Genomic DNA, 23737 nt, shown 5'->3' with positions numbered 1-23737 from the left:
AAACCCTGTCGCCGAGGCACTCTCGTCGTCCGGTTACGAGCCCACGGCAGTGCGAAACGATCCGCGGGCGCGTACCCCTTTCAGACCGGGGAGAGGAGATCACTCGCGATCGCCCAGCACCGGCAGGTCCCGACGTGCGAGGTCGTCGACGAGTTCGACGAGTTCGTCGGCGGTCGCCCGATCGATATCACCGGCGTAGCGAGCCCGCTCGTGGAGTTCGAAGGCACGGTGCACCCGGGAATCCACGCTACGGGGGAGCCGCCTCCGGTACTCGCGGCGCGTCTGTCCGGATTCACGTGCTCCGTACCGGCGGGCGAGCAGTGCGTCGAGGCGCTCCATCGCACGCTCGACGTCGGTTTCGGGGTCGCGGCGGCGCTGCCAGAGCACGGCACCCCTGTCGCGAATCCGGTGCTGGAGGCCGGCCTGTCTGCCACCGGCGACGGCCCCGGCCACGAGCAGGAGTGCGATCACCAGGGTATCGAACCCGCCGAGGAGCCGATCTCCCGAACGTTCGGTGGTAGCGTTGGGGAGCGAGCCGTTCTCGCCATCGGCTGCGGTGCCGCCGAGCGTCGTCACGTTCGGCTGGACGTAGTCGACGCTGGACCCGTTACCTTCGATCGAGTACCCGACGCCTGAGTACAGTCCGCCCCGGTCGAGACCGGAGTCCGAGTCGGAGGTGTTCGTCCCGTTGGTCGTCGAGCCGTTCGGAGCGCCGTCGGTCCCGTTCGGCGTCGGCGTGGTCGTCGTGTTCTCGGGCTGGTCGAAGCGAAGTTCCTCGCCCGAGCTCTCGGGGACGTCGACGCTGGCAGACTCGTTGGTCCGAGCCGTTTCGACCGCATTCCGTCGCGCGTCCCGAACGTCGCCGGTCGGCGTCGGATCGAACTCCACCCAGCCGACGTCCGGGAAGTACACCTCGACCCAGGCGTGGGCGTCGGTGCCGCGGACGACCCACGTGTCGTTCCCGACGTACTGACCGCTCGTGTATCCGACCGCGACCCGCGCCGGGATGCCCTGGGTCCGGAGCATGGTCGCCATCGTCCCAGCGTAGTAGACGCAGTAGCCGGCGTCCATCTCGAAGAGGAAGCTGTCAGCCAGCGTGCCCGACGGGGCAGAGACGTTCTGAGAGTACTCCTTGTTGTCTTCCAGGTACGACTCGATGGCGCGAGCGGACTCGAAGGAGTTCGAGGACTGGGACGTCACCTGGTCGGTCAGGTTAGAGACACGCTCGGGAACGGTGTACTGTGGAAGCCCGGTGTAACGTTCCTCGATCGACAGCGGATAGTCCGTGCCGGCCGTTCGAAGCTGGTTCACGGTTGGCGTGGGAACGCTGCTCTCGATGGTGTAGTTCGTCCCGTTCGGAAGGCGGCCGTCGACGGTGAGCGCGCCCGTACTCGTGACGTCGACATTGTTCCTATCGAGGTTCCGAACGCCGATGGGGTAGGCCGCCGCTGGCAGATCCGTCGCCTCGGTCCGGAGCTGATACTGCTGGAGGACCGTTCGAGCACTCCCTGGCGGCCCGTCGAGTGTGCCGAGGTACGGGCTCGAGAGCCCGGATTGCGTCCAGCTATCGCCGGTGTAGGTGTCGAGGACACCGACGCGCCACCGCTGTTGTGACGGTGATTCGACGACGAAGCGGACGTCCGGTGAGAGGTTGATCGGGCCGCCGGCCGTCACGTCGTCGCCGTCGAGGAGCTGCTCGTCGAGCGGCGTCGCCTGCTGGGCCGAGGCGCCACCGCTATCGCCACCGACGCCCTGCGGTTCCAGCGCGCTCGCGGAGCCGGAGGGAACCATCGGGACGACCACCGCGAAGACGGCCATCACCGCGACGAGTGCGACGAGCAGATCCGCAGCAGTGACGGCGCCGTCCCGGCGGTCGAGTTCCCCAAAGCCGAGCGCGAGAACGGCACCGACGGTTCCGAGGAGCGTCTCCAGCAGGGTCGCGTCGCCGGTGAGCGCGAGGAAGACGAGTAACCAGCCACCGGCGGCGACTGCGTACTCGTACCGCCCGCGCAGTGCGAAGTAGGTGGTGAGGAAGACGGGAATCGGGATCAGCGCAGCGATCCAGACGTCGACCGCTGCGAGTTCGAGCACCGAGATGCCGCTGAGCATCGAAACACTGTCCGTGGTCACCCTGGTGATCATCTGCGGATCGATCGTCGGAACGGCGGACGTGTAGTACCAGACGCCGCCGAGCACAGCACCGATGCCAGCGATCTGTAGCACCCGGCGTTCCTGGACGCCCCGGAACAACACGCCGAGGCCGAGGCCGACCGCGATCCCACCCGCGAGCCAGGCCGTTCCGCCTGCGACCGTCGTCACCCAGTAGAGCGTCGAGCAGTACCCGACGGTGAGCGCAACGAGGCCCAGGAGTGACAGCGTCCGGGGTGAAGGAAACAGCCTGGCGGCGTCGATGCCGACCGCGGTGCGCCGCGCACCGTCGGAGCGGGTGCTCACGAGACCACCTCGCGCGACGGCTCGGCGCCGTCGTCGACTCCGTCCGCGGCCTCCACGTCGTTGCTCGTCTGGGGACGGCCGTGCGTGAAGGGGACGGCGTGGCTGCCGGCGTGAACGACTGCCTCGCCGTCGGCGGCCGAAATCCGGATCGTCGAGTCGGCGGCGGTGGGCTCCCCGGCCTGGAGCCGAGCCAGCGCCGCCAGGATGGACTCGCGCTGGGCCGAACCGACGCCCGCATCGATCGAATCGCGAGGCGTCTCGATCCCGACCTCGACGCCCTCGTCGAGGAGGGTGACGGCGACGCTCGCGGCGGCCCGCGCGGCGGCGTCGACGGTCGCTCGATCCCCGCTCGGAGCGACGGCGAGCCGGACGGCGTCCGTCGGGGTCCGACCGACGAACTCCTTGACCACCAGGGCTTCGTCGGGCTGTTTCGCGCTCGACTTCCAGTGGACGTCACGGAGGGAATCGCCCCGGACGTACTCCCGGAGGGAGTCGAACTCGTCGCGCCCGGGACGTTGCTCGAGGTCGACTACTGTCTCGAGCGCGGAGCGGACTCCCCGCGGCGGGTCGACCAGTTCGGGGTAGACGAGGATCTGCTCCCGTGCGTCGACGGGCTGGAGTTCACGTTCGGCCAATCCGAGGACGTCAGTGACAGTGATCGAGAGTGGTCCAAGCCGGTGAACGCCCCGGCGCGTGTAGCGGACGTCGTAGGAGACGGTCGTACTCGTCTCGGTGACGTCGTAGGCGGCATCGGGGGCAGAGAGACCCGCACCGACGCGGTCGCGGAGCTCGTAGATCCCACTGCCACAGCCCCCGATCTGCAGTGAGACTGCGTGGGTCTCGTCCGGGTGGCCGTCGGGAGGAGCCGTTCGATGAATCGTCGGTGCTGGGGCTCGGCGGACGCTCACGAACGACGCGACGAGCGCCACGACCGCGGGTGCGACGATCGCGTTGAGCGAGCGGGCGCCGAAGACTGACCCGAGAAGGATACAGCCGACTGTGACCAGAACGACGAACTTCCCGCGGCGCGTGAGATATGCGTCCATCTGCGTCAGTCTGGCGTGATCGTCTCGAGCGCGCGATCGAGGAGGTCGTCGGAGGACTCGGCGTCGACGCCCGTGCGAATGCGATGGGTGAGCACCGGGCGAGCCTCGGCCTTCACGTCGTCGGGGACGACGAACTCGCGGCCGTCGAGTACCGCGCGGGCCTGGGCGGCCTGGAGGAGCGTGATCGTTCCTCGCGGGCTGACGCCCAGCGCTGCGTTCTCGCGCGTGAATCGGGCGAGTTCGGTCGCGTACGTTCGGACTGGCTCGCGGACGGTGACCTCCGCGACGGTCCGGCCGAGTCGCTGGAGCGTCTCGACGTCCGTCACGGGACTCAGGGAGTCGATCGGGTGCGTCCCGAGCACGCGATCCACCATCTCGTTCTCCTGGTCGGCGTCGGGGTAGCCGACGGAGAGCTTCTTCATGAAGCGATCGAGTTCCGCCATCGGTAGTTCGTACGTACGATTGGGTTCGACCGCGTTCTGGGTCGCGATGACGGTAAACGGCGACGGCAGCGACCGCGTCTCGCCGTCGACGGTGACCTGCTCTTCCTCCATCGCTTCGAGCAGCGCGGACTGCGTCTTCGGTGGCGCACGATTGATCTCGTCACCGAGGACGAGGTTCGCGAAGACGGGGCCGGGCTGGAACTCGAACTCCCGGGTCTTCTGATTGTAAACGCTGACGCCGGTAACGTCCGAGGGCAAGAGGTCCGGCGTGAACTGGATCCGCCCGAACGTGCTGTCGACCGAGCGGGCGAGGGCGCGGACGAGCATCGTCTTTCCGACGCCCGGAACGTCCTCGATCAGGACGTGTCCGCCGGCGAGCATCGCGCCAAAGACGTGCTCGATGGTGGCACGCTGGCCGACCATGACCTGCTCGACGTTCGCCACCACGTCGTCGGCTACGGTACCGGCCGCGTCGATCGGAAGGGGTTCGACCGATCCCTCCAGTGAAGCGTCGTCGACTCGTGATGTGTTCGTATCCGTCATTGTAGGCTGGGGTCGTCGATCCGGCTTCCCGCGAACGGACGCGGAGGGGGCACAACACCCGTAGTAATGGGATCCTGCTTTGTAACGTTGCTGTCCGTGGAACGTTAGTCGGTGCCGGAAATGCGAAATCTGCGCACGACCGAGCGGTCGGACTTCGAGTGACTTCGGCGGTCCTCGAGCGCCAGCGGCCGGTGCACTTGTGACTGGACGCGTGGGGGCAGCAGCTACTCGTCCCCGTGGCCGGTCCTCACCGAACCGGTGCCGCCACGGATTCGACGATCGTCTCGTCGTCGACCACGAAGTTGTACGCCTGCTCGTCGTCGTTCCAGAGGACGAGGACGGACTCGAGGGTCAGGAGGTCGCCGTAGCCCGCAGTCGCGAGCGACCGGTTGAGCGACGTCTCCTTGGTCAGCACTGCGAAGTGGTCGACCTGCTGGCTGCCGTCGCCGATCCGGAAGAGTGGGTGGCCACCCTCGGAGAGATCCGCAGAGAGTTTGATCGCCGCGCAGTCGACGCGGTCGGAGACGTGTTTCTCGGACTCTGCCAGCGGCGCCCAGTCGCCCCGATCCGGTCGGAACGCCACGCGGCGTTCGCCGTCCCAGCGTAGCGTGGCGTACGCGTACTGCACGTCGACGTTGACGAACTCGCCCTCGGCGCCGGCAGGCTCGTCCAGCCGTCGCTGGAACGCGGGCACGTCGATATCGGGCCGGACCGCGAACGACCAGCCCTCGTCGGCCGGCGTCCAGTTCGGCCAGAGCCGGACCGTCGGCGAGAACACGGTCGCCCGTTCGTCGCCCGACGGGAGGTCCGACACGTCACCGATCCCCTGCGGTTTCGTGCCGTCGGCGAGCGCCCGCTCGACGCCGCGGAGCACGCCGGTCGTCCGTCTGTCGGCCGGCGAGAGCAGCACCATCGCGCCGTCGTCCGCCACGAGGTCGGTATACCGTTTCGCCGTCGCGACGGGATCGTCGAGTTCGCTCAGGACGTTTGCGAACAGCACGAGGTCGTACTCGGGCGTGCCCGGTTCGCCAGCGGCGTCGAACGCGAAGTCCTCTGCGGTCGTCCGGTGAACTTCGAAGTCGACGTGGTCGCCTGCGTCCTCGACCATCGCCTCGAACACGTCGGCGCTGGCGCTCGGTTCGATCGCGTCGTAGCGAACCAGCGCGTCGTCGGGCACGGCGTCGGCGATCCCCAGCGCCGGGCCGCCGGTGCCCGCGCCGACCTCGAGAATCCGCAGTTGCCGGTCGAGTAACCCAATCTCGGCCAGTTCGGCGACGGGATACTGGACCGCGGCGTAGTAATCCGGGAGGTGATAGAGGGCGTAGGCGAGGGCCGCGGTCTCGTCGTCGTACGTGACCGACCAGCCGCGGTGGTAGGCCTCTTTCAGGTCGCGGATCGCGTCTCGCAGGTCGTTCCCGGACTCGCCCAGGTGCCAGTCCTGGCCGAACGCGTCGACCAGCAATTCCTCGAGACGGGTGGCGTACGATTCCGGGAACTCGGTGACGGGCAGCCGTGGCGGGTCGATCGTTCCCTCCTCGACGGGGACGAAGGTCCCGTCCTCGCGCTCGACGATGCCGAGGTCGAAGGACTCCTCGCGGAGCACCTGCCGGACGACCGCGGGGTGGGGGCCGCCCTCGACGTACTCGCTGATCTCCTCGGGGTCGAGTGGCCGGACGTTCCGGAGGTACTTCGCGTTCGACCGGATGGCCTCGCGGTCAGGCATCGTCCTCTGGAGCGGCGGATTGGTCGTCTGCTCGGGCGGATGCGTTCTCTTCGGACCCATCGCCGTCGGCGGCCAGTTCGGGTCGGGCTTCGACGACGAGTTCCCGGAGCTCGGCTGGATCGGCGTCTGCGACCGCCGCAGCGGCCTCGGCGACCGCGTCGGCGCCGTCGAAGCGATCCTGGATCTCTGCGTACACCCCTGGATCACCCTTCGTCACCTGTTCGAGCACGTCGTCGAGGGCGGCCGAGACCGGCGTCGCGAACCCGTCAGGCACCGACTCGCGCGCGAGGCCGTAGGCGACGATCGCCGCGTGGGCAGCAGCCTGGACGCTCTCCATGGCGGTGTCGTGTTCCTCGGGCGTCGTCGCGAACAGTTCGTTCCCGGCGGCTTCCAGATCCGCGAGCACCGCGTCGATCTCCGGTCCAGCAGCGTCGACGACGACCGCGACGCTCCCGGGCGCGTTCTCGGGGGCGAAGAGCGGGTGCAGGCTCGCTCGCTCGAGTTCCGGTGCCTGTGTAGCCATCGCGTCGAGGGCCGTTCCCATCTCGCCAGTGACGTCGAGGACGGCGTGACGAGCACGGCCAGCCTGGCCGGCGATCGCGTCTTCAGCTGCAGACATTGGTACAGCAATCGCGACGACGTCGAACGACTCCGCGCCGTCGAGTGCTGCGGTCGAACCGCCGACGGCAGCAGCGGCCTCCGCTGCCGCCTCCGGATCCCGGTCCGCGAAGGCGACCTCGGCATCGACGGTGCGGGCGAACCACCGGCCCATGGTGCCCGCGCCCACGACGAGTAGCTCCATTGGCGGCGAATTGCACACCGTCGGCAAAAAAGGCGCGCGTTCGCGGACGACTCGCAGCCAGGAGCCGATCGTCTCCGCTACTCCAGTACCAGGCCCCTCGGCTACTCCAGCACCAGGTCCTTCGGGTAGTCGACGTAGTTCTCGAACCCGTCCTCGGTCACGACGACGACGTCTTCGATTCGCATTCCGCCGACGGCGGGATCGTAGAGCCCCGGTTCGACGGTGACCACGTGGCCTGGTTCGAGTTCCTTCCCGTCGGGAGCGAGACGGGGGAGTTCGTGCACTTCCAGACCCAGCCCGTGCCCGGTCCCGTGGATGAAGCCCGTCTCCGTGGTGTCGTCGCTCCGGAGCGTCTCGTATCCCTCGGCCTCGTAGAGATCACAGACTGCGTCGTGGACGGCTTCACCGGTCGCGCCGGGTTCGATCGCGTCGAAAGCGGCCTCTTGCGCAGCGATTGTCACTTCGTGTCGGCGGACGACTTCCTCGCTCGGCTGGCCGCGGACGAACGTCCGCGTCATGTCGGCGTGGTACTTCGTCTCCTTGTCCCGCGGAAAGATGTCCACGACGATGGGTTCGTGTGCGGGGAGCGGGCCGCTACCGCGGTTGTGTGGATCGGCACCGTCGGCACCGCCGGCGACGATCGTTTCGTCGAGGGCGCAGCCCTCCCGCAAGAGGGCGATCTCGATCTCGGTCTTGACGAACTCGCTCGTCAGCGGGTCGCCCCCGTGGTGTAGCGTGGCGTCCTGATCGTCCGCGGCATCGGCACCAGTGACGATCTCGGCGCCACCGATCAGTTCAGCGGCGCGGTCCATCGCCGCCTCGTTGGCCCGCTGGGCCGCCTTCAGGTGCCCGACCTCCTCGTCGGTCTTCCGGGCGCGGATCGTCGCGACGGTCTCCTCGAGGTCGGCGGTCACCTCGATCCCCTGCGCTCGGAGCCCGTCCGCGGTCGCCGTCGGGAACCGATCCGGGACCAGCACGTGTTCGACGCCGTGATCGGCGACGAACGCAGCGATCGTCCGATTCCGACCCTCGAGCGCACCGTGCTCTGCGACGTGCTCGCGGTGGTCGTAGTCGGCGTTGCGGGCGACGGTATCGGCGCTGCTCTCGGATTTGGCACGGCCGTACTCCAGTTCGGAGACGAGGAGGTGGACGCCATCGGGCGTGTAGCAGGTGAGGAAGGGATCGGGCGCGCCGAAGCCGGCGAGGTAGTACTGGTCGGCCTCCGTCGCGTCCGCGTCGATCAGGTAACCGTCGGCGTCGTGCTCGGCGAGCGCAGCGTCGAGCGGAGCGGAGTTGCGCATGCTCCCATCTGCGTGCGAGGGTGGCAAAACGCTAGCGCTCCGCGAACCGTTCAGAGCAATCGGGTTGCGTGATCGAACGTCACAACCGAACCGTGCGATCGAACGCCAGGATCGAACCGTGCGATCAAACGTCCCTATCGAACCGTGTGATCGACCGCCAGGATCGAACCGTGCGATCAAACGTCCCTATCGAACCGTGTGATCGACCGCCGGAATCGAACGTATCGATACGTCAGGTCGAGTGAGGCCGCCTCACTCCAGCGGATCGCGCTTCTCCTCGCCGCCGAAACCACCGACCGATACCGACGCGTCCACGGCACCGATGGGCGCGATGCCACCGGCGATGATCGCCGAGCCAGCGAGCACGGCCGCCGAGAGGACGACGAAGGCGTTGTCGTCGTAGCCGGCGAGGCTCGCACCCGCGTCGACGACGAACACCGTGATGAAGAAGGTGAGGACGGCGAGGACGATCATGAGCGCTGCTGCGAGGAGATTCCCTGCAATCTGGCCGAGCGTCGAGCCGCTTGCTGACATGGGTACGTGCGGTGCCTCTCACTCGCCCACCAAGTATCTGTGGCGCGCCGGACCCGTCGACCATGTTCGGGGACAGCCTCCGAATCGTGGCGCGACCGCCACGCTCTTAGCGACCGCCGTCGACCCCTCAGCCATGAACGTCGAGATCGGCGCCTCGTCCGTGCAGGGCACCGCGAGCGCGCCGCCGTCGAAGAGCTACACCCACCGCGCGATTCTCGCGGCGGGCTACGCCGACGGCGCGATCGTCGAGGACCCACTCTGGAGTGCCGACACGCAGGCCACGGCCGGCGCCGTGGAGGCGTTCGGCGGCACCGTCGAGCGCAAGGCGAACGGCGACCTCTCGGTGACTGGCTTCGGCGGCACACCAGCCGTGCCCGACGACGTGATCGACTGCGAGAACAGCGGGACGACGATGCGGCTGGTGACGGCCGCGGCTGCGCTCGCGGACGGGAAGACGGTGCTCACCGGCGACTCGTCGCTCCGATCCCGCCCGCACGGCCCGCTGCTCGACGCGATCGAGCAACTCGGGGGGACGGCCGAAAGCACCCGCGGGAACGGCCAGGCACCGCTCGTGGTCGGCGGCCCGATCGCTGGCGGGACCGCGTCGATCCCCGGCGACGTCTCCTCGCAGTTCGTGACCGCCCTGTTGATGGCCGGGGCAGTCACGGAGTCGGGCGTCGACGTCGACCTCAAAACCGAACTCAAGTCCGCGCCGTACGTCGACGTGACCCGCGAGGTGCTGGCGGATTTCGGCGTCGAGACCGCCGAGGTCGACGGCGGGTACGAGGTCCGGGGCGGACAGCGATACGATCCGGACGGCGGGAGCTACGCCGTCCCGGGTGACTTCTCCTCGATGTCGTACCTGCTGGCCGCCGGTGCCGTCGCGGCGCCAGACGGACTGACCGTGACCGGCGCCCGGCCGAGCGCGCAGGGCGACAGCGCTATCGTCGATATCCTCGAATCGATGGGGGCGGACCTCGGCTGGGATCGCGACGCCGGGACGATCGACGTCGAGCAGTCCAGGCTCTCCGGCGTCGAGGTCGGCGTCGCCGACACCCCGGACCTGCTCCCGACGATCGCGGTGCTCGGCGCGATCGGCGACGGGACGACCGAGATCGTCGACGCCGAGCACGTCCGCTACAAGGAGACCGATCGCGTGAGCGCGATGGCCGAGGAGCTAGAGAAACTCGGAGCGAGCGTGACCGAACTCGAGGACGAACTCCACGTTCACGGCGGCGAGTCCGACCTCGTCGGCGCGACCGTCGACGGCCGCGGTGACCACCGCGTGATCATGTCGCTGGCGATTGCCGGGCTGGTTGCCGATGGGACGACGGAGATCACTGGCGCCGAGCACGTCGACGTCTCCTTCCCGGGCTTCTTCGACGCGATGTACGACCTCGGCGCCGACGTGACGCGGCTATCCGACTGAGAGGATTTCTAACTGAAGGGCTCCTGGCTGAGGGGTTTCTGACTGAGGAGTTCCTGAGTGAAGGGTCCTGAGTGAGAGATGTCGCTCCGCTCGACCGGACCGTACCGGCGACGGTCAGTCGTCCGCGCCGACAGCAGCCCGGCCGAGCGCGGGTGCCTCGTGTAGCTGGTCGATCAGCACCGTCGCCTGCCCGTCGACGACTGGCTCGTTCTCGTGGTAGACGGTCGTCGAGACGCGGTATCGGTTGCCGCCGAGCGCCTCCGTGATCTCACAGGCCGCCGTGACCGTCGCGCCGATCGGCACGGGTGCGCGAAACCCGAGGTCCTGCGAGAGGTAGATGGTGAGACCCGGGAGCCGGGCGAGTGCGGCGCTGATGACGCCTGCGACCAGCGTGCCGTGGACGATCCGCTCGCCGAATCGCGTGCCGATCGCGAACCCGTCGTCGAGGTGGAGCCGGTTGGTGTCGCCGGTAGCGCGGGCAAAGTCCTCCACGTCGCCCTCGCTGATGCGCTTGGTGAACCGGACGGTGTCGCCGACGTCCGGATCGTCGCCCGTCTGGAGGTCGGCGGCCCACTCCTCGTCGTCGTAGGCCATCTCGGGGCGGGTCGCTGGTCGGGAGCGACCTTCCGGGCGACCGAGTGCGATCTGGGGGAGGACGTACGAGAGGTCGGTGACGGTGACGACGCCGACGAGGTCGCCGTCCTCGACGACGGGGAGACGCTTGACGTCCTCCGTCGAGAGCAGGGTTGCAGCGTCCTCGGCGTCCGCAGTTGGCTCGATCGTGATCGGTGGGCTTCCCATGGAGGCAGCGACGGTGGCCGATGTCGGATCGCCGTCGCTCGCGATGTGTCGGAGTACGTCGGAGTGGGTGAGGATTCCCACGACCTCGTCGTCCTCGACGACCACCAGCGAGCCGACGTCGCGCGCTGCCATGCGGTCCGCTGCCTCGTGGAGCGTCCCGTCCGGCCGGATGGTAGCCACGTCCTCGACCATCACGTCGCGCACCGAGACAGTGAGCATATCAACTCCATCGGCAGCCGGTGGCTTACGTGTGGCGACGATTCGCAGCGGGTGGCGGTCCCGGGCGGGCGCCGACGACCGTCAGAAGGTGCCGCCCTGTCGATCGACCAGCGAGAAGCCGCCGGCCTGCTCGTGGACGGTGATGCCGCCGTCGCCGATCTCCATCGGGAAGATGTCGGTGTCGATGTCCTGCTTTCGCATCTTCGAGACCCAGACGTACCGACTGACACCGCTGTCCGTCGGCGTCTGGATGAGGTAGACGTTGCCGTCGGTGAGGAAGTTCTCGAGGTCGAGGTCGGTCTCGGGGAAGACGGCCTCCTGCTCGCTGATCAGGAGGGAGGTGAGGTCGTTGGCCTTGAGGATGTCCGAGAACTTCAGGAGGTAGACCCGGCGCTCGTGTTCGTCCTCGAAGAACAGTTCGAACATCGTCAGCGAGTCGAGGACGAGGCGGTCGTAGCCGCCCTCCTGGACGATCTCCAGCAGCAGTTCGACGGCCCGGGAGAACTCCTGGTCGCGCAGCATCTCCTTCTTGTCGAGCACGGTGATCGAGCCGTCGTCGACGTACTCGCCCCAGCGGTCGAAGCCGATGGACTCGGCGGCGAGACGCAGGTCTTCGGCGTCTTCCTCGAACGTGACGTAGATGCCGTCCTCGTCGGCGTTCTGCACGCCAGTGTAGAGGTACTGCAGGCCGAGGATCGACTTGCCGGTACCGGGATTGCCGGAAACGAGCACGGTCGAGTGCTCCGTGATTCCCCCGTTGAGGATGGAGTCGAGACCGTCGACGCCAATGGAAACGAGATCGGGCATGCTCGTCCGGACGGAGTGGGACACCAAAAAAGGCCCGTCCGGACAGTCGCTGCAGGCGTCGTTTCTGGCTGCGACGGCGTCGCTGGGCGTTCGGCTCCCGGGCGCGAAGAGAAACAACCGTTTCGACGAGCCGTTAGCGACGGCGCTCGGTCAGCGCCTCGACGGTCTGGCGCTTCTCCTCCTCGATGCGTTCCATGAGTCTGGTACCTGCCGACAGCACCGGGAAGTCGACGTCGAGATCGGCGTAGAGGTAATCACTGACAGCCGTCGGGGACTGGAGCCTCGTTCCCGAGGAGGGCGTGCGATCGCGGAGCTGGGCCTGCCGGCGGGCCAACATCGCCGAACAGTCGTCCTGCAGCCCGTTCAGCCGGTCCCACCGCGCCTGGAGGTCCGGGAACGTCCGATCGACGAGTCCCTCGCCCCCGGTGACTTCGAAGCGCTGGGAGAGATCGGTGAGCCGATCCTCGGCGTCTTCGAGGTCGGAGCGTTCGTCGTCGAGTTGATCCGCGAGGACGCGCCTGTCGTGCGCTGCACTCTTTGCGCTGGCGACGAGCGGATTGCGTATCGCGGGCGTGAACTGCGAGCCCTCAACGACGGCGGAAGCGAGTTCCGGACTCAACTCCGTCGACATGTGCTCTTTCATCGACTCGTCGTAGTCGGTATCGAAGTGTGGAACGTCCATCACCGTGTCGCGGTAGGCGTCCCGGACCTGGACGAGGCCGGAGTCTTCCGGCGCCTTCGAGACCAGTGGCCCCATCGGCCGACCACCGTCGGGCCGGGGTGCGACCGGGATGTTCGCCACGCGATCCGCGAACGCGAGGAACGCCTCGTACTCGTCGAGGAGACGCTCCCGCTCGAAGGAGACGGCGCTCCTGGCCCGGCGGACGCAGCTGAGAAACGCGACGGTCCCGAGCGTGAGGGCGCCGAGAACGACGAGGACGGTGAGCATGGAGTTCGCCTCGCAGGCGATCCCGGAGCAGGTGCTCTCGATGGTTGGCGGATCGATCGCGTGTCGAGAGCCACCGACCTGTGACACTGTGCTAGGCATTGTGACGGAGGGCTATAACAGTTGTTGCTGAGTCGGACAACGTGCCAGGCGTTCATTCGGAACCCCGTACATATTGGTACAGGTTAGTGCGCATTTGTGGGAAGCTGGTAGGAATCCGAGGACGAATTCTCCGCTCCAGCATGGTACTGAACTGTCGATCCGTCCCATCGCCCTGCTTCGAAATCCTTTTGCGTCACTTCGACAGAGTCGGGAGTGCGCGCCGCCTTAGCTCAGACTGGGAGAGCACTCGACTGAAGATCGAGCTGTCCCCGGTTCAAATCCGGGAGGCGGCATGGTGAATTTCCTCGGAGATGATTCGCAAGGAAACTACGCCTTACACCGATTTCCCCGCGATTCTCCGATTTTGATTTGAACATGGTTTCACTCGCGCCTCAACGCCTTCGGGCACTTCAGCCTAGATTTGAAACGGAGCGCGCTTAGACCTTAGCGTACAATAGCCGTGAAGACTCGGACTCTCCTCGAATCAATTTCATTGTCCATGCGCTCGCGCGGGAAAATCCACTGATAGGAGCGAGAGGGGTGCTATCATCGATTCCTCTCCCCAGGGCAACAAGAAAGATGGAATCGAATTCATCGCGCTGAGACTAGCACTGAGGAGCGAAGGTCGAATAGAGAAAGGGATACATCGAAGATCTGTGAATCACTCTAATTCCTTGGAACCCTCTTCCATCAGGCGCTTCAGGACCTTTCTCGCCTGTCTTTTTCCAGGCGGGGTCAGGCTGACAGTTGCTGATGGCCCCCTGCCACTTCTATCGAAATACCGGTCACCATCTCCCTGATACATATTACCCATACCTGAGGAAGATACGTTGGAGAGTTCCAGAGCGTCCTTCAGAGATGAAGATTTGACCCTCGACTCATCATAGCACTCATGCCACACGTACAGCAGTATTAGAGATGCTATGCGCTGCCTATCAGTTTTCCGTTCACTAATATTACTGACTTCATCAAGATACAAGACGGGGAAATCACCCCCATCAGGGTCTACATAGACGAATTCCTCCAATCTGGCTTCTGGGACTCGTAATCGTGATGCAATTTCGCCGAGAGGCCCAGACGTATCTGCTACTTCCTCCGCCTGCTCCCCCCCATCATCACCAAACTCTTCCAGAGACATTGAATCACTCTCGGAGTCAGGCATTCCCGAAGCCTCAATACCACCACCCAAACCTTCTAAGGAATCCTGATTCTCCTCAATGAATTGAATGAGGTCAAGGATTTCTTTCTGGTAATCCTCGTCGTCTAAGGCATGGATCTCTACTTCCAAAGGGCCATATTCTAACTTTGCTGTCTTCTCCATGGCTTGGCCACACCGACAACCGCCCCAAACATAAATTCTTCGCAGAGATACACAGAAACGCTTGAGAGAGAAGAATTGACCCTTCAGAGATTGATTCAGATAGGGCATTCTAAACTTCTGAAACGCCATCAACGGCCTCAAGAGGCACTTATAATGGGAAACTCGAAAACAGCCCCATCCGCCGCGCTTTCGAGATTCTTCTCCGAGGATATTGAGAAAACCCCGAATAGAATGCCTTCTTTCAATCCCCGGAGGGAGAAGGCTTAAGTGGCAAGCGCACAACGACCTATTCAAACGCTGGCAATCCCAGTCTAATACCAGGTAACACGAGAACGGAATTGGTCCACGCACCCTTCCACGGAATCACGTGGACCAGTTGTGTCACCCTCTGAACGCCCCCGCCCGCAGGAACTAGGGGTTCCCTCTGGGCGGAAGACTATGAGGGCTTACTCCATCCTTGGAAGTGCCCTATGAAATAGTTTTCCTTCACCTCAGAGTCGCGGGTCTACACGAATGAGTTCGACCAAGGACTCACCTACCGACGATAGCGACCGAACGCCGTGGGATGAACTCTCCACGGCCCGACAACGAGTAGTACTGACCATCGCCCACGTCCACGGGCCTCAGACGTTCAACCGCCCCGACCTCTGCGACGACGTGGCGGGTGCGGACGACGTCGAGGATGTCATCGACGATAAGGACCGGGTCCTCACTTCGCTGGACTACACCCGGCTCCTGAACGACCTGACTGAGGACGGTTACCTCGTGAAGGAATTCCAGGGAGGGACGAACCCCATCATCCTGGACGTCGAGTACGACTCCGACCGCGACACGCGGAACGCGGCACCTTGGGGGAACGCGAGTGCCCTCCACACTCTGGTTGACCAGGTGTGCGAACGCGAGGGCATAACGCGGGACCTCCTCGATGAGGTCGACAACGAGTACGACTTCAACGAGGTCAAGAACAAGGTGAACGGGGTCGTCGGTCGAACGGTCCTCCAGCCCTACGCCGACCCGAGCAAGTACCGCTTCACTAAGGAGGGGTACTCGCTCGTCTTCGAGAAGGTCGAAGCGGCGCGGGACTTGGACGAGTAGACCCCCAAAGGGGCCTCTCCTTCGGGTTGAGGACTCTAACCAAATTATTACAGAGCCTGGGATAGCTATGGAAATTTGAGAGATGAGCCTCATCCACGCAGAACAATTGGATTGAGACAAGCGGCGTTCACTTCATTGAGTTGGACCTCTCGCTTGGAAGGGATGCTTCCCAGTCACGTTTCGGTGGTTCCGAATGAACGAAATCAACCATAGTAATCATCTGCTCTGCAAGCTCTTCATCGCTTGAATCTGGATTGAGTCCGAGTGCGAGTTTTAGCCGGTACATCTTCCCAGCTAATCGAGCGGTACAAGACTCACAAACAACCAATTCTCCTGATTGAAGCAATTCATCGAGTTCCATCGCTATTTTCCGATCATCAATGTCCGATACCTTCAGCGCGATCTCGTCAGTCGATGCTCCACACCAGCCACAATTTCTTGGCATTCGTGCAGTTACAGACGACTCAGGAACATTAAGGAAGTGTTTCAGATGCTTTAAGTCAGTCTGAAGCCGGTACTTTATGAGATATCAGTCCTCGAAGATAGAGGCTCTTAGATGGCATATTTACGGAGTCATCGGAGGTTTTCGGACTGAATTTTCCCCCTCTCTCCCTCATTGCTCTCAGAATTCGCTCTCGGCTGATTCTGACTTCTCGGGGAGGAATCAATAGCCTACTCTCTCGAATCGCTCTGAACCTGCTCAGATTTCCTCTCAGTTGATTCCCTGGACTCCTCGGACATTGGCTGGCCGCCATCGGTCATCAGTTCCGGCTCTGATTCCTCCTCCGGTTCGGGGACGTACTCCTCACCCTCGAACTTGATTCGATTCGCTTCCGGAGGATCATCTATGGTAGTGGGGTAGATTCGGTAATCCTGTCCGGGCCTGATTTCCGCCCACTTGAGGACTCCCTTCTTATGGAGCTGACCGATGGCGTTATCATAGGTACTTTTGCTCCGTCCATCTATCTCCATTGCCACGTTCACGATGGCCTCTTTCGGAGCATATCGATATCGCGCCGAATCGCGATAGGGAGAGGGATTCGACCCCGCTCCTATCTTATGGAATGATTTAGTCCTCCTAGTATACTCATCAAATACTCCATTAGCGAGATTCTGGATATGTTCCGAGGAAGGGTCATAATCTAACTCGAATAGGTCATGGAGAACGTACTCCGGGTCGAATTCTGTAGAGGTGATGTAGACCAAAGCTCGAATCGTATCGTAGGTGATATTGGAGTAGTCCCCCGTCCAACTCTCGAAATCCTCCTCGTCGAATCCATCTGGATGCTTCCGGCGGAACCATCTGTTCCAGTCCCCCTTGTCGAATATCTCGATGGCGTCATTGAGTTGGTTTACTCTGTAACCCTCTCCCTCGATGATGAATCTCCGCCGCTCCCCATCTTGCTCGCAGGAGCGGTAGTAGTAGATGTAGGCGTTTCTGGCGGCATCTTCTGGCTCATCTCCGATATGGAGCATCGCGCCATAGAGCGTCCAGAGAGCTTGAGCATCTATCTTCTTACCCTGAAAGAGATCATCCTCATGGTAGAGGGAATCGAGACTCCCTATCTCCCCGTTCATCAACGCCATGAGGTCATCGAAGGGGAGTCCGGAATCGCAACTCGATTGAAACTCTCGGAGGCTTGCCTCGATACTTGCAATGATTTCCTCGGAGTAATCGGACTCTCTCCCCTCGGCGCTTCTCCGGGCTCGCGTTTCAACTAATTCGTGCTTTAGACTCCGGCTAAGGACGTCTCCGGCCCTCTGCGCGGCAGAATTCTTATCTGAGTCCGGATTTAATTTGCTCATGGAATTCGGGGTCCTCCCATCCCTCGGGTTCCTCCTCAACAGTCGTTCGGGGGTCCTGGTTGGGTACCTGACCTCCGCTCGTTACTCTATACATTTTCCTACCTACTTGTCAGGATCCAGTTCCTCAACCGCAGACTGCATGAATTCATCCCACGTTTCTTTTCGCTTTGCCTTCACGACTCTTGCTTCATCTCGCGTGGATTCAGTCGCGTAGATTACTGGTTTCGGCGATTCACATTCCGGCATAGTAACGGATATGAACGGGATACAGATAACTCTTTATTAGGGATTTTGTGGCGTAGTGGTGAAATCAGGTGATTTAGTGGGATTAGCGTGTCGAATTCGAGCATCCCCGGAATCCCTTTGGTGCCCGATTTTCTATTGTCAGATGCCGGAGTGATCACCTCTCGGCCGAGAATAGAATCCGATCAATCGACGTATCGTGTCCCGTCAAAAGCGAGCAAGCTCGCTCATGCAAGTGCCTGGTTGATGTTGGAGGGGAGTTGTCCCCTCCCCCTCGCCCGTTACTGGGATGGAATCGAAGGTCTCGACTGGATACCGATTCCTCGATTTCCTTCGTCGCTAAATCCATAAGTGCAAGTTCTCGCGCCAGAGCGCCGCAGAGATTGAATCGAGGGAGTCGGTCAGCGCGAATGGCCAGAAATCTCCGAAAGCTCCTCAGAGTGGCGCTTAGTTCCTCTCAGAGCAAAAACGGTTTATCTGCCACTATACCGAAAATCCGACCATGGCCCACGTTATGGCTCGTTGCTTCGAGTGTCGGAGGTCATTCCCGAACGCCAACGAGATGCAACGCCACCATGACCGAGAGCATTCCCTTTCCGGCCAGCAATGAGAGGGGAGGTATGGCCTTGCCCGTACTGTGAGAAGCGTTTTCTTGAGGAGGATGTCGCTCGCGGGCACTCTACTCACGTCCATAATGATAGGGTCCAGAGGGGAGAAATCGAGCCTGAGCAAATCTGGTCGGATGATGAGGCTCCGGGATCCCTCAGCGTCGCAAAATATCGTCTCAATTCTCAGTCTGTCTCTGATTAGCGTCCTCGAAGTACCGAATTCTCCGTTCTCGGGGCCTGTAAAGTCGATATCCCCATAGGAGTTATGGACTGTAAGAGTCAATATCATGACATGGCTGAATCCAGCCAGGCAATCGAACGAATGCGCGAGCGAGGAAAAAGACTCGAGGCAAAGCTAAACTGCCTCAAGCGGGACTACGATATCACTGATCCCGATAAGGTGAACGTCACTCCGGAGCAAATCGAAATCCTGCAAGACGTTCTCGGGGATTTCATCGAATCGCAAGGAAACGCGACGGTGAAGCAGTTCAAGATATGGGTCCGGCAGAATGACGCTCTGAATCCAGATGAGAAGACTGCCGTCGAGTCGGTTCTGGAGGACCTCCTCAAACAAGCCCCGAGCGACTGGAGAATCGAGGGGGAATTCGCTGACTGGATGGAGCGGAGAATCGAGGAGGTCGAGACGACCAATGTCGATATCCCTGCCGGTGGTCGGACCAATTGGGAAGAAGGAACGAGTGATCCCGTTTCCATTCGAGAGGGGGAACCCGAGACATACACGGAGGAGGTTCCTCTCGAAGCCGGTGATGATCCGGAGACGATGACAGTCGAACGGTCGAATCATGGCCCATCGGTGGAGGACATCATGGGATGGGACGAGCAGCTGAACCAGATACAGGCTGAGATGGAGGAGGAGCGAGTCAATCGCCGTCAAGAAGCCCGAAAGCGTCTGCGAAATGAGGGTGATCGAGAGATCGATGAGGAGCAAGTCCCTGTCGGTGGTCGGAGTAACTGGGAGAACCGTCAGAACCAGCGAGAGGAGTCCGATGATGGAGATACCGATATCCCCGCTGGTGGTCGGAGTAACTGGCAAGCCCGACAGGAGAGGAACGACTGATGAAGGAATCGCTACAGGAGGAGATCGAGGAAAACACGGAGCTCCCCGAGGACGCCGATCTCTCCGAGGAGGTCAAGAAATTCGTCCGGAGGGAACGAAACAAGGTCTATAATCCGGGCATCTCGACCGAGGAAGTCGCCACGGAATTCGGTATCAGTATGGAAACAGCCCATGACGCCCTCGATGAATCTCCCCATCTCGATAGCAAGGAGGTAGGGGACCAGCATATCTGGTGGTAACGATGGGAATCAGTAACCGACGCCTCGAATACGAGAAGGCGAAGGAATGGGGCGATGAGATGGACGTCTTCGTGAAAGAGGAGACCGGCAACTGGCAGGATCCCATCATTTCGACCGCCGAAGTAGCCCAGGAGTTCGAGATGGATGAGGAGGAGGTCATCGAACACCTACAGGACTCGGAACGAGTCATGGGGAGAGAGATAGAGGAAGGTGTCTGGGTCTGGTGGTAGGGATGAGTCTGATAAGAGTTACTGAGGAGCAAGAGATTGAGGGGTTTGGGTATCCCTCCTCGCGTGGAAACCCGTCCATCCCTGTATCCCGGACATCAATCCGATGACTGACGAAAACACCTGTGGACGGTCCAAGCGAGGTGGCTCAGGGGAATCTTGTGGATTGCCAGCGGGATGGGGGACAGATCATCCTGGCGAGGGAGCCTGTAAGCTCCACGGAGGGAACGCCGGAGCGCCCGAGGGGAACAATAACGCCGAGACTCACGCTCTGAATGCAGATCCCTACAACTACTACTCCTCTCTTGACCGCGAACAGAAGGAATTCATCCACCGGGTATCCTCCTCTATCGAGGACCGAATTCGAGAGGATACAGGGGGGATCGATTCGCTGGATGAGAAGCTCGCCATGCGGATCGCGATAGAGCTTCACATCGTCTCGAAGGCCAGCGATTACGTGATGAATGTTTCCGGTCTTACCCAAGTCACCTCGGGGGAGGAAGGCTCTCGGGAATACCAAGCCGCTCTCCTAGGGGAAATCAGAAAGCGCGATAGGGCAATTGTCCAGATGCTCCGGGACCTGGGTGTTCTGAATGACTCAGAGAGTAAGAAGGCAGAATTCCTCGATGAGTGGCGATCCTGGGTTGAGGACGGAGATCGCGGAATCCCTCAAGGCTACTGAGCGCGATACTGAGCCATTCCAGTCAGATTTGATGGGATTCCTCTGCCATCGCGAGAGAAATCGCTCTCAGCGCGAATCAAGAGCGAGAGAATCGCATTCAAATCCTAATGAGTTGATGGGAGATGAATATGAGTAAGGTGGTGAACGCGTCCTGGCTACAGTCCTCTCGGACATGTACCCGTTGAGAGGCTTCTATAGCCATCTAGGGAGTCCTCCCACCTCTCACCATCGCCCTGGGGCAAAGCCTTACCAGGGGGAACCTGGGGACGCGTGGAGGTCTCGCGCATATGATTTGGCATGGCATCACCACCAATCGAGAATAGAGAAGCAGATGGTATGTAGATTACGCCAGTTCAGATATTGTCGAGGTAGCCCCGCCGTTGTTCGACCTTCACCTCCTCATCTCGCTTATCGTAGTGCTTGTCCAGAACGTCTTGCCCTACGTTCATCCGGTCAGATACCACCTTCTCGGGAACGTCCTCGGTCAGAAAGTGGGTTATTGAGCCACGCCGGATATCATGGGGAGATACGTTCACCGGGCACTTGCTGTATCCACCATATTCTGCAGCCTCGCAGTCATCGGGATTCCGTCCCTCTGGGCATTCCGCGGCGTAATAGCAAGGCCGAGTCACCATATAGACTGCATCCCGGATACTCGACCGATTCATCCTCCCGTTTCGGCTCGTGAGGAGAGGATTCCGGTCATAATCATCCCTCACTCTATGGCGATGATTATCCCGCCAGTCCTCGATAGTCCTGCATACTTCGGCGTTCAGAGCGACCATTCGCTCCCCTTCTTTCCCGTTCTTGAGAGGAGTCCCGCTCTTTGGCCGATGATAGATTGCCAGCCGTTCGGCGTTCTCATCGTAGTCATCAATATCCAGGGCGTGTAGGGCTCCGAGTCGAATACCAGTATGCCATAGAATCTCCATGATTACGTGGGAGCGGGAGGCATACTCGAATTTCCGCTGGTACTCGATTAGAGACTCAGCTTGCTCGGTACCGAGGATGCTTTCGCTCTGCTCATCGGTCTTATCGAGACTCGGCATTATCGCCTCGAAATTCTCATGGAGATCCTGTTCGACTGCATCGATAGACCCGCACCAGCGAATGAATATCCGAAGGGCATCGAGTTGGCCCTCAAGGGAGATGGGTTTCAAGTCCCCGTCATCTCTCCGCCAGGTTTTGTATCTCTGCAAGTCCCGTCCGGAGAGGGAATTCATATTCTCGATTCCCTCAACCTCCTTGCACCATCGGATGAAGTGTTTCAGCCGATAGTGATAGCCGTCGAGGGTCGATTGCGATACTTCTCGTTTCCTCGCGTCAAGGTACATTTCCTTCGCCTCAACAGGCGAAATGGGTTCGAGATTGTCCTTCATCATGGGTTTCTCCGAAGTGCCCATGAGGAGGCGCGAGAGCTGTCCCCGGTCCCGCGAGCGGAGCGAGTGGGACCACGGCGAGCTTTGCTCGCCGGAGGTTCAAATCCGGGAGGCGGCATTTCTCCACAGACAACGCGGCGAGCGACAGCGAGGAGACCGTCGGTGGAGAAATGCGACACGAACGGATTTGAATCCTGGAAGTCACAGCCCGCGCAGCCGAGCGTAGCGAGGCGAGCAGGAATGTCTTCCAATGGTTCACAATCCGGGAGGCGGCATACTTCTGCGCGAAACCCTCGCTGAGCGAAAAAGTTTCCCGGCAAAGTTGCCGTAGCGGACGCCGACTGCAAGCGAGATACTGGACCCGCGGTCACATAACGTACATCGGTTCAGTGCTTGAAGCGGGGCGATCAGATTGAACCTCGTCACCGACTCAGTCGCTTGGCAGGGACAATCCGAAAGAGACCGCCACCCTCAGCTCCCGTCCCGAGAACGTACACCGCTCCGTCCTCGTCGCGGCCAAAGGAAAGCGCTCGCGTGAGGAGTTCCTCGTTATCGACCTCGACTGCGACGGTCGACCACAGTTCGTCCCCGTCGTTGGGGCACTCAGCGACGAACAACCGTCCCTCTGGGATGAAATCAGCGAAGACGTACCGTCCGTCCAACGCTGGGATCATCGAGCCACGGTAGACAGCACCGCCGATGACAGAGACGCCGCTGACTGGGCCGCCTTCGTGTGGATACTCGATAATGGGATCGAGTAACCGCTCGCCGTCTCGAACGGTATCGGGTGTCTCGTCCGGACACTCGTCTGCCTTGAAGCAGTGCGTCCCCTCTCTGATATTCCAGCCGTAGTTCCCACCGTTCTCGACGAGGTTCACTTCCTCGTAGCTGCTTTGCCCGACGTCGGCGACGTAGAGATCATTGCCATCGAACGACATTCGCCACGGATTCCTGAACCCCCAGGCGTAGTATTCGTCGAGGCCCTGTTGTCCGACGAGCGGGTTGTCGTCTGGCACGACGTACGCCCGTCCCTCCGCACGATCGTCTACGTCGATACGCAAGATGCTCCCCAGGAGGTTCTTGGTCACGGTTTGGCCATTCTGGGAGTGACCGCTATCCCCGACGGAAACGTGGAGGTAGCCATTGGGACCGAAGGCGAGATCGCCACCGTTGTGGAGCGGCCGCGGCTCGGGGATTTCGAGGATCGTTCGTTCCGAGTCGGTCCGCGCTCGCCGTCCGTCGGCGGTCGCCTCGAACTCCGCGAGGACGAACGCGTGGCTGTAGTCTTCCGGCATTCCGTCACGGAGTGGGGCGCTATAGCGGACGAACAGTCGCCGGTTCTCTGAGAAGTCCGGATGCAATGCCACACCGAGCAGCCCTTGTTCGCCCTCGGTTTGGACCGTATCCCGCAGATCGAGGAAGAGGTCGTCCTGCAGACCGTCCGGCCCGTGGAGTAGAATGCGGCCGTCACGCTCCGCGATGTACCGTCGATCGGCATCGGGTGCGAACGCGACGGCCAACGGGGCGTCCAGTCCGGCGACCGTCGTCTGGAGCCCAACCGCCCCGGGCATCTGGGCCGCCACGTCCGATGCTGTATTCGGACCAGCGGAATCGACCAGTGCCTGTACAGCATCTCCGTTGAGTCCCGCCGTGGCAAAGGCGCCAGCAGTCGCCAGGAACCGTCGTCGAGTCGGTGGGGGGACCATGGACGTTGATACAGCATCGAAGCGGAAATACCCCCATTCGAGTAAGACGATCTGAGTTTGACGAGACGCGTGCATCGAAACGATCACGTCTTGAGTCGGTTCGAATCTGGGAGGTTGCACTACTGCTGCGAACTTCGGCAGCGATCGCAACGAGCGTCTGGGATCAGCAGAACAACGACAGAAGCGATCGCACGGCCGATGCG

General features: G+C 62.0%; 21 protein-coding genes and 1 tRNA gene. 7 read left to right on the top strand and 15 right to left on the bottom strand.

Features of this window, described 5'->3' with window-relative positions; genetic code table 11:
- Positions 1 to 99: 99 nt before the first annotated feature.
- From L593_RS12575 to L593_RS12545, 7 genes are all read right to left on the bottom strand, one after another.
- Positions 100 to 2454, bottom strand: coding sequence for a transglutaminaseTgpA domain-containing protein (locus tag L593_RS12575; protein ID WP_020447347.1), 2355 nt, complete (start codon positions 2452 to 2454; stop codon positions 100 to 102).
- Positions 2451 to 3500: a DUF58 domain-containing protein gene (locus L593_RS12570; protein ID WP_020447346.1), complete on the bottom strand. Its 1050-nt coding sequence runs from the start codon at positions 3498 to 3500 to the stop codon at positions 2451 to 2453. Before L593_RS12570 ends, L593_RS12575 begins: the two co-directional genes overlap by 4 nt.
- Positions 3501 to 3505: 5 nt before the next feature.
- Positions 3506 to 4486, bottom strand: a complete 981-nt coding sequence (locus tag L593_RS12565; RefSeq protein ID WP_020447345.1) for a MoxR family ATPase — start codon at positions 4484 to 4486, stop codon at positions 3506 to 3508.
- A 247-nt stretch (positions 4487 to 4733) separates the two neighbouring features.
- Entirely contained in the window at positions 4734 to 6209 is a 1476-nt protein-coding gene (locus tag L593_RS12560) for a small ribosomal subunit Rsm22 family protein (protein WP_020447344.1), read from the bottom strand.
- On the bottom strand, positions 6202 to 7011 hold the full coding sequence (locus L593_RS12555; RefSeq protein WP_020447343.1) for an NAD(P)-binding domain-containing protein: 810 nt from the start codon (positions 7009 to 7011) through the stop codon (positions 6202 to 6204). Before L593_RS12555 ends, L593_RS12560 begins: the two co-directional genes overlap by 8 nt.
- A 101-nt stretch (positions 7012 to 7112) precedes the next feature.
- Positions 7113 to 8312, bottom strand: coding sequence for a Xaa-Pro peptidase family protein (locus L593_RS12550; protein WP_020447342.1), 1200 nt, complete (start codon positions 8310 to 8312; stop codon positions 7113 to 7115).
- A 252-nt stretch (positions 8313 to 8564) separates the two neighbouring features.
- Entirely contained in the window at positions 8565 to 8846 is a 282-nt protein-coding gene (locus L593_RS12545; protein WP_020447341.1) for a hypothetical protein, read from the bottom strand.
- 133 nt (positions 8847 to 8979) lie between these two features.
- Between L593_RS12545 and aroA the strand changes: the two genes are divergently transcribed.
- Positions 8980 to 10275 carry a 3-phosphoshikimate 1-carboxyvinyltransferase gene (aroA, locus tag L593_RS12540; RefSeq protein WP_020447340.1) on the top strand — a complete coding sequence of 432 codons (1296 nt, stop codon included), beginning with the start codon at positions 8980 to 8982 and terminating at the stop codon, positions 10273 to 10275.
- A 114-nt stretch (positions 10276 to 10389) separates the two neighbouring features.
- On the opposite strand, the gene L593_RS12535 is transcribed toward aroA, so the two are convergent.
- The 3 genes from L593_RS12535 to L593_RS12525 all read right to left on the bottom strand — a co-directional run bounded on the left by L593_RS12535 (position 10390) and on the right by L593_RS12525 (position 13138).
- A complete protein-coding gene (locus L593_RS12535; protein ID WP_020447339.1) occupies positions 10390 to 11295 on the bottom strand; it encodes a CBS domain-containing protein in 906 nt (301 codons plus the stop codon).
- An 81-nt stretch (positions 11296 to 11376) separates the two neighbouring features.
- Complete coding sequence (locus L593_RS12530) at positions 11377 to 12102, bottom strand: ATPase domain-containing protein (protein WP_020447338.1); 726 nt, start codon at positions 12100 to 12102, stop codon at positions 11377 to 11379.
- Between the two features lie 133 nt (positions 12103 to 12235).
- Positions 12236 to 13138: a hypothetical protein gene (locus L593_RS12525; RefSeq protein ID WP_020447337.1), complete on the bottom strand. Its 903-nt coding sequence runs from the start codon at positions 13136 to 13138 to the stop codon at positions 12236 to 12238.
- Positions 13139 to 13369: 231 nt separating this feature from the next.
- Here L593_RS12525 and L593_RS12520 point away from each other — a divergent pair.
- A tRNA-Phe gene (locus L593_RS12520) sits at positions 13370 to 13443 on the top strand.
- Between the two features lie 368 nt (positions 13444 to 13811).
- Here L593_RS12520 and L593_RS15415 read toward each other — a convergent pair.
- Complete coding sequence (locus L593_RS15415) at positions 13812 to 14471, bottom strand: hypothetical protein (RefSeq protein WP_081638713.1); 660 nt, start codon at positions 14469 to 14471, stop codon at positions 13812 to 13814.
- A gap of 513 nt (positions 14472 to 14984) precedes the next feature.
- On the opposite strand from L593_RS15415, the gene L593_RS12515 reads away from it, so the two are divergent.
- Complete coding sequence (locus L593_RS12515) at positions 14985 to 15566, top strand: hypothetical protein (protein WP_020447336.1); 582 nt, start codon at positions 14985 to 14987, stop codon at positions 15564 to 15566.
- Between the two features lie 127 nt (positions 15567 to 15693).
- On the opposite strand, the gene L593_RS15705 is transcribed toward L593_RS12515, so the two are convergent.
- Positions 15694 to 16011 carry a hypothetical protein gene (locus tag L593_RS15705; protein WP_144060761.1) on the bottom strand — a complete coding sequence of 106 codons (318 nt, stop codon included), beginning with the start codon at positions 16009 to 16011 and terminating at the stop codon, positions 15694 to 15696.
- Positions 16012 to 16238: 227 nt separating this feature from the next.
- Positions 16239 to 17372: a hypothetical protein gene (locus tag L593_RS12510; protein WP_144060760.1), complete on the bottom strand. Its 1134-nt coding sequence runs from the start codon at positions 17370 to 17372 to the stop codon at positions 16239 to 16241.
- Between the two features lie 1143 nt (positions 17373 to 18515).
- On the opposite strand from L593_RS12510, the gene L593_RS15700 reads away from it, so the two are divergent.
- From L593_RS15700 to L593_RS16325, 4 genes are all read left to right on the top strand, one after another.
- On the top strand, positions 18516 to 19301 hold the full coding sequence (locus tag L593_RS15700) for a hypothetical protein (RefSeq protein WP_144060759.1): 786 nt from the start codon (positions 18516 to 18518) through the stop codon (positions 19299 to 19301).
- The gene (locus L593_RS15695; protein WP_020447333.1) at positions 19301 to 19540 is read left to right on the top strand and encodes a hypothetical protein; all 240 of its coding nucleotides are present in this window, start codon (positions 19301 to 19303) and stop codon (positions 19538 to 19540) included. The genes L593_RS15700 and L593_RS15695 overlap by 1 nt, the downstream gene beginning before the upstream one ends.
- Before the next feature lie 2 nt (positions 19541 to 19542).
- On the top strand, positions 19543 to 19770 hold the full coding sequence (locus tag L593_RS12495; RefSeq protein ID WP_020447332.1) for a hypothetical protein: 228 nt from the start codon (positions 19543 to 19545) through the stop codon (positions 19768 to 19770).
- 103 nt (positions 19771 to 19873) lie between these two features.
- Positions 19874 to 20449 (top strand): hypothetical protein, encoded by a 576-nt coding sequence (locus tag L593_RS16325; protein WP_236608588.1) that lies wholly within the window; start codon positions 19874 to 19876, stop codon positions 20447 to 20449.
- A gap of 353 nt (positions 20450 to 20802) precedes the next feature.
- Here L593_RS16325 and L593_RS12485 read toward each other — a convergent pair whose 3' ends face one another.
- Complete coding sequence (locus tag L593_RS12485) at positions 20803 to 21831, bottom strand: tyrosine-type recombinase/integrase (protein WP_020447330.1); 1029 nt, start codon at positions 21829 to 21831, stop codon at positions 20803 to 20805.
- A gap of 419 nt (positions 21832 to 22250) precedes the next feature.
- On the bottom strand, positions 22251 to 23399 hold the full coding sequence (locus L593_RS12480) for a sorbosone dehydrogenase family protein (protein ID WP_020447329.1): 1149 nt from the start codon (positions 23397 to 23399) through the stop codon (positions 22251 to 22253).
- Between the last annotated feature and the right edge of the window lie 338 nt (positions 23400 to 23737).

The organism is Salinarchaeum sp. Harcht-Bsk1 (assembly GCF_000403645.1).
Taxonomy (GTDB): Archaea; Halobacteriota; Halobacteria; order Halobacteriales; family Salinarchaeaceae; genus Salinarchaeum.
The sequence above is the reverse complement of the archived record's forward strand: the minus strand, read 5'-3'. Positions and strand labels throughout refer to the sequence as shown.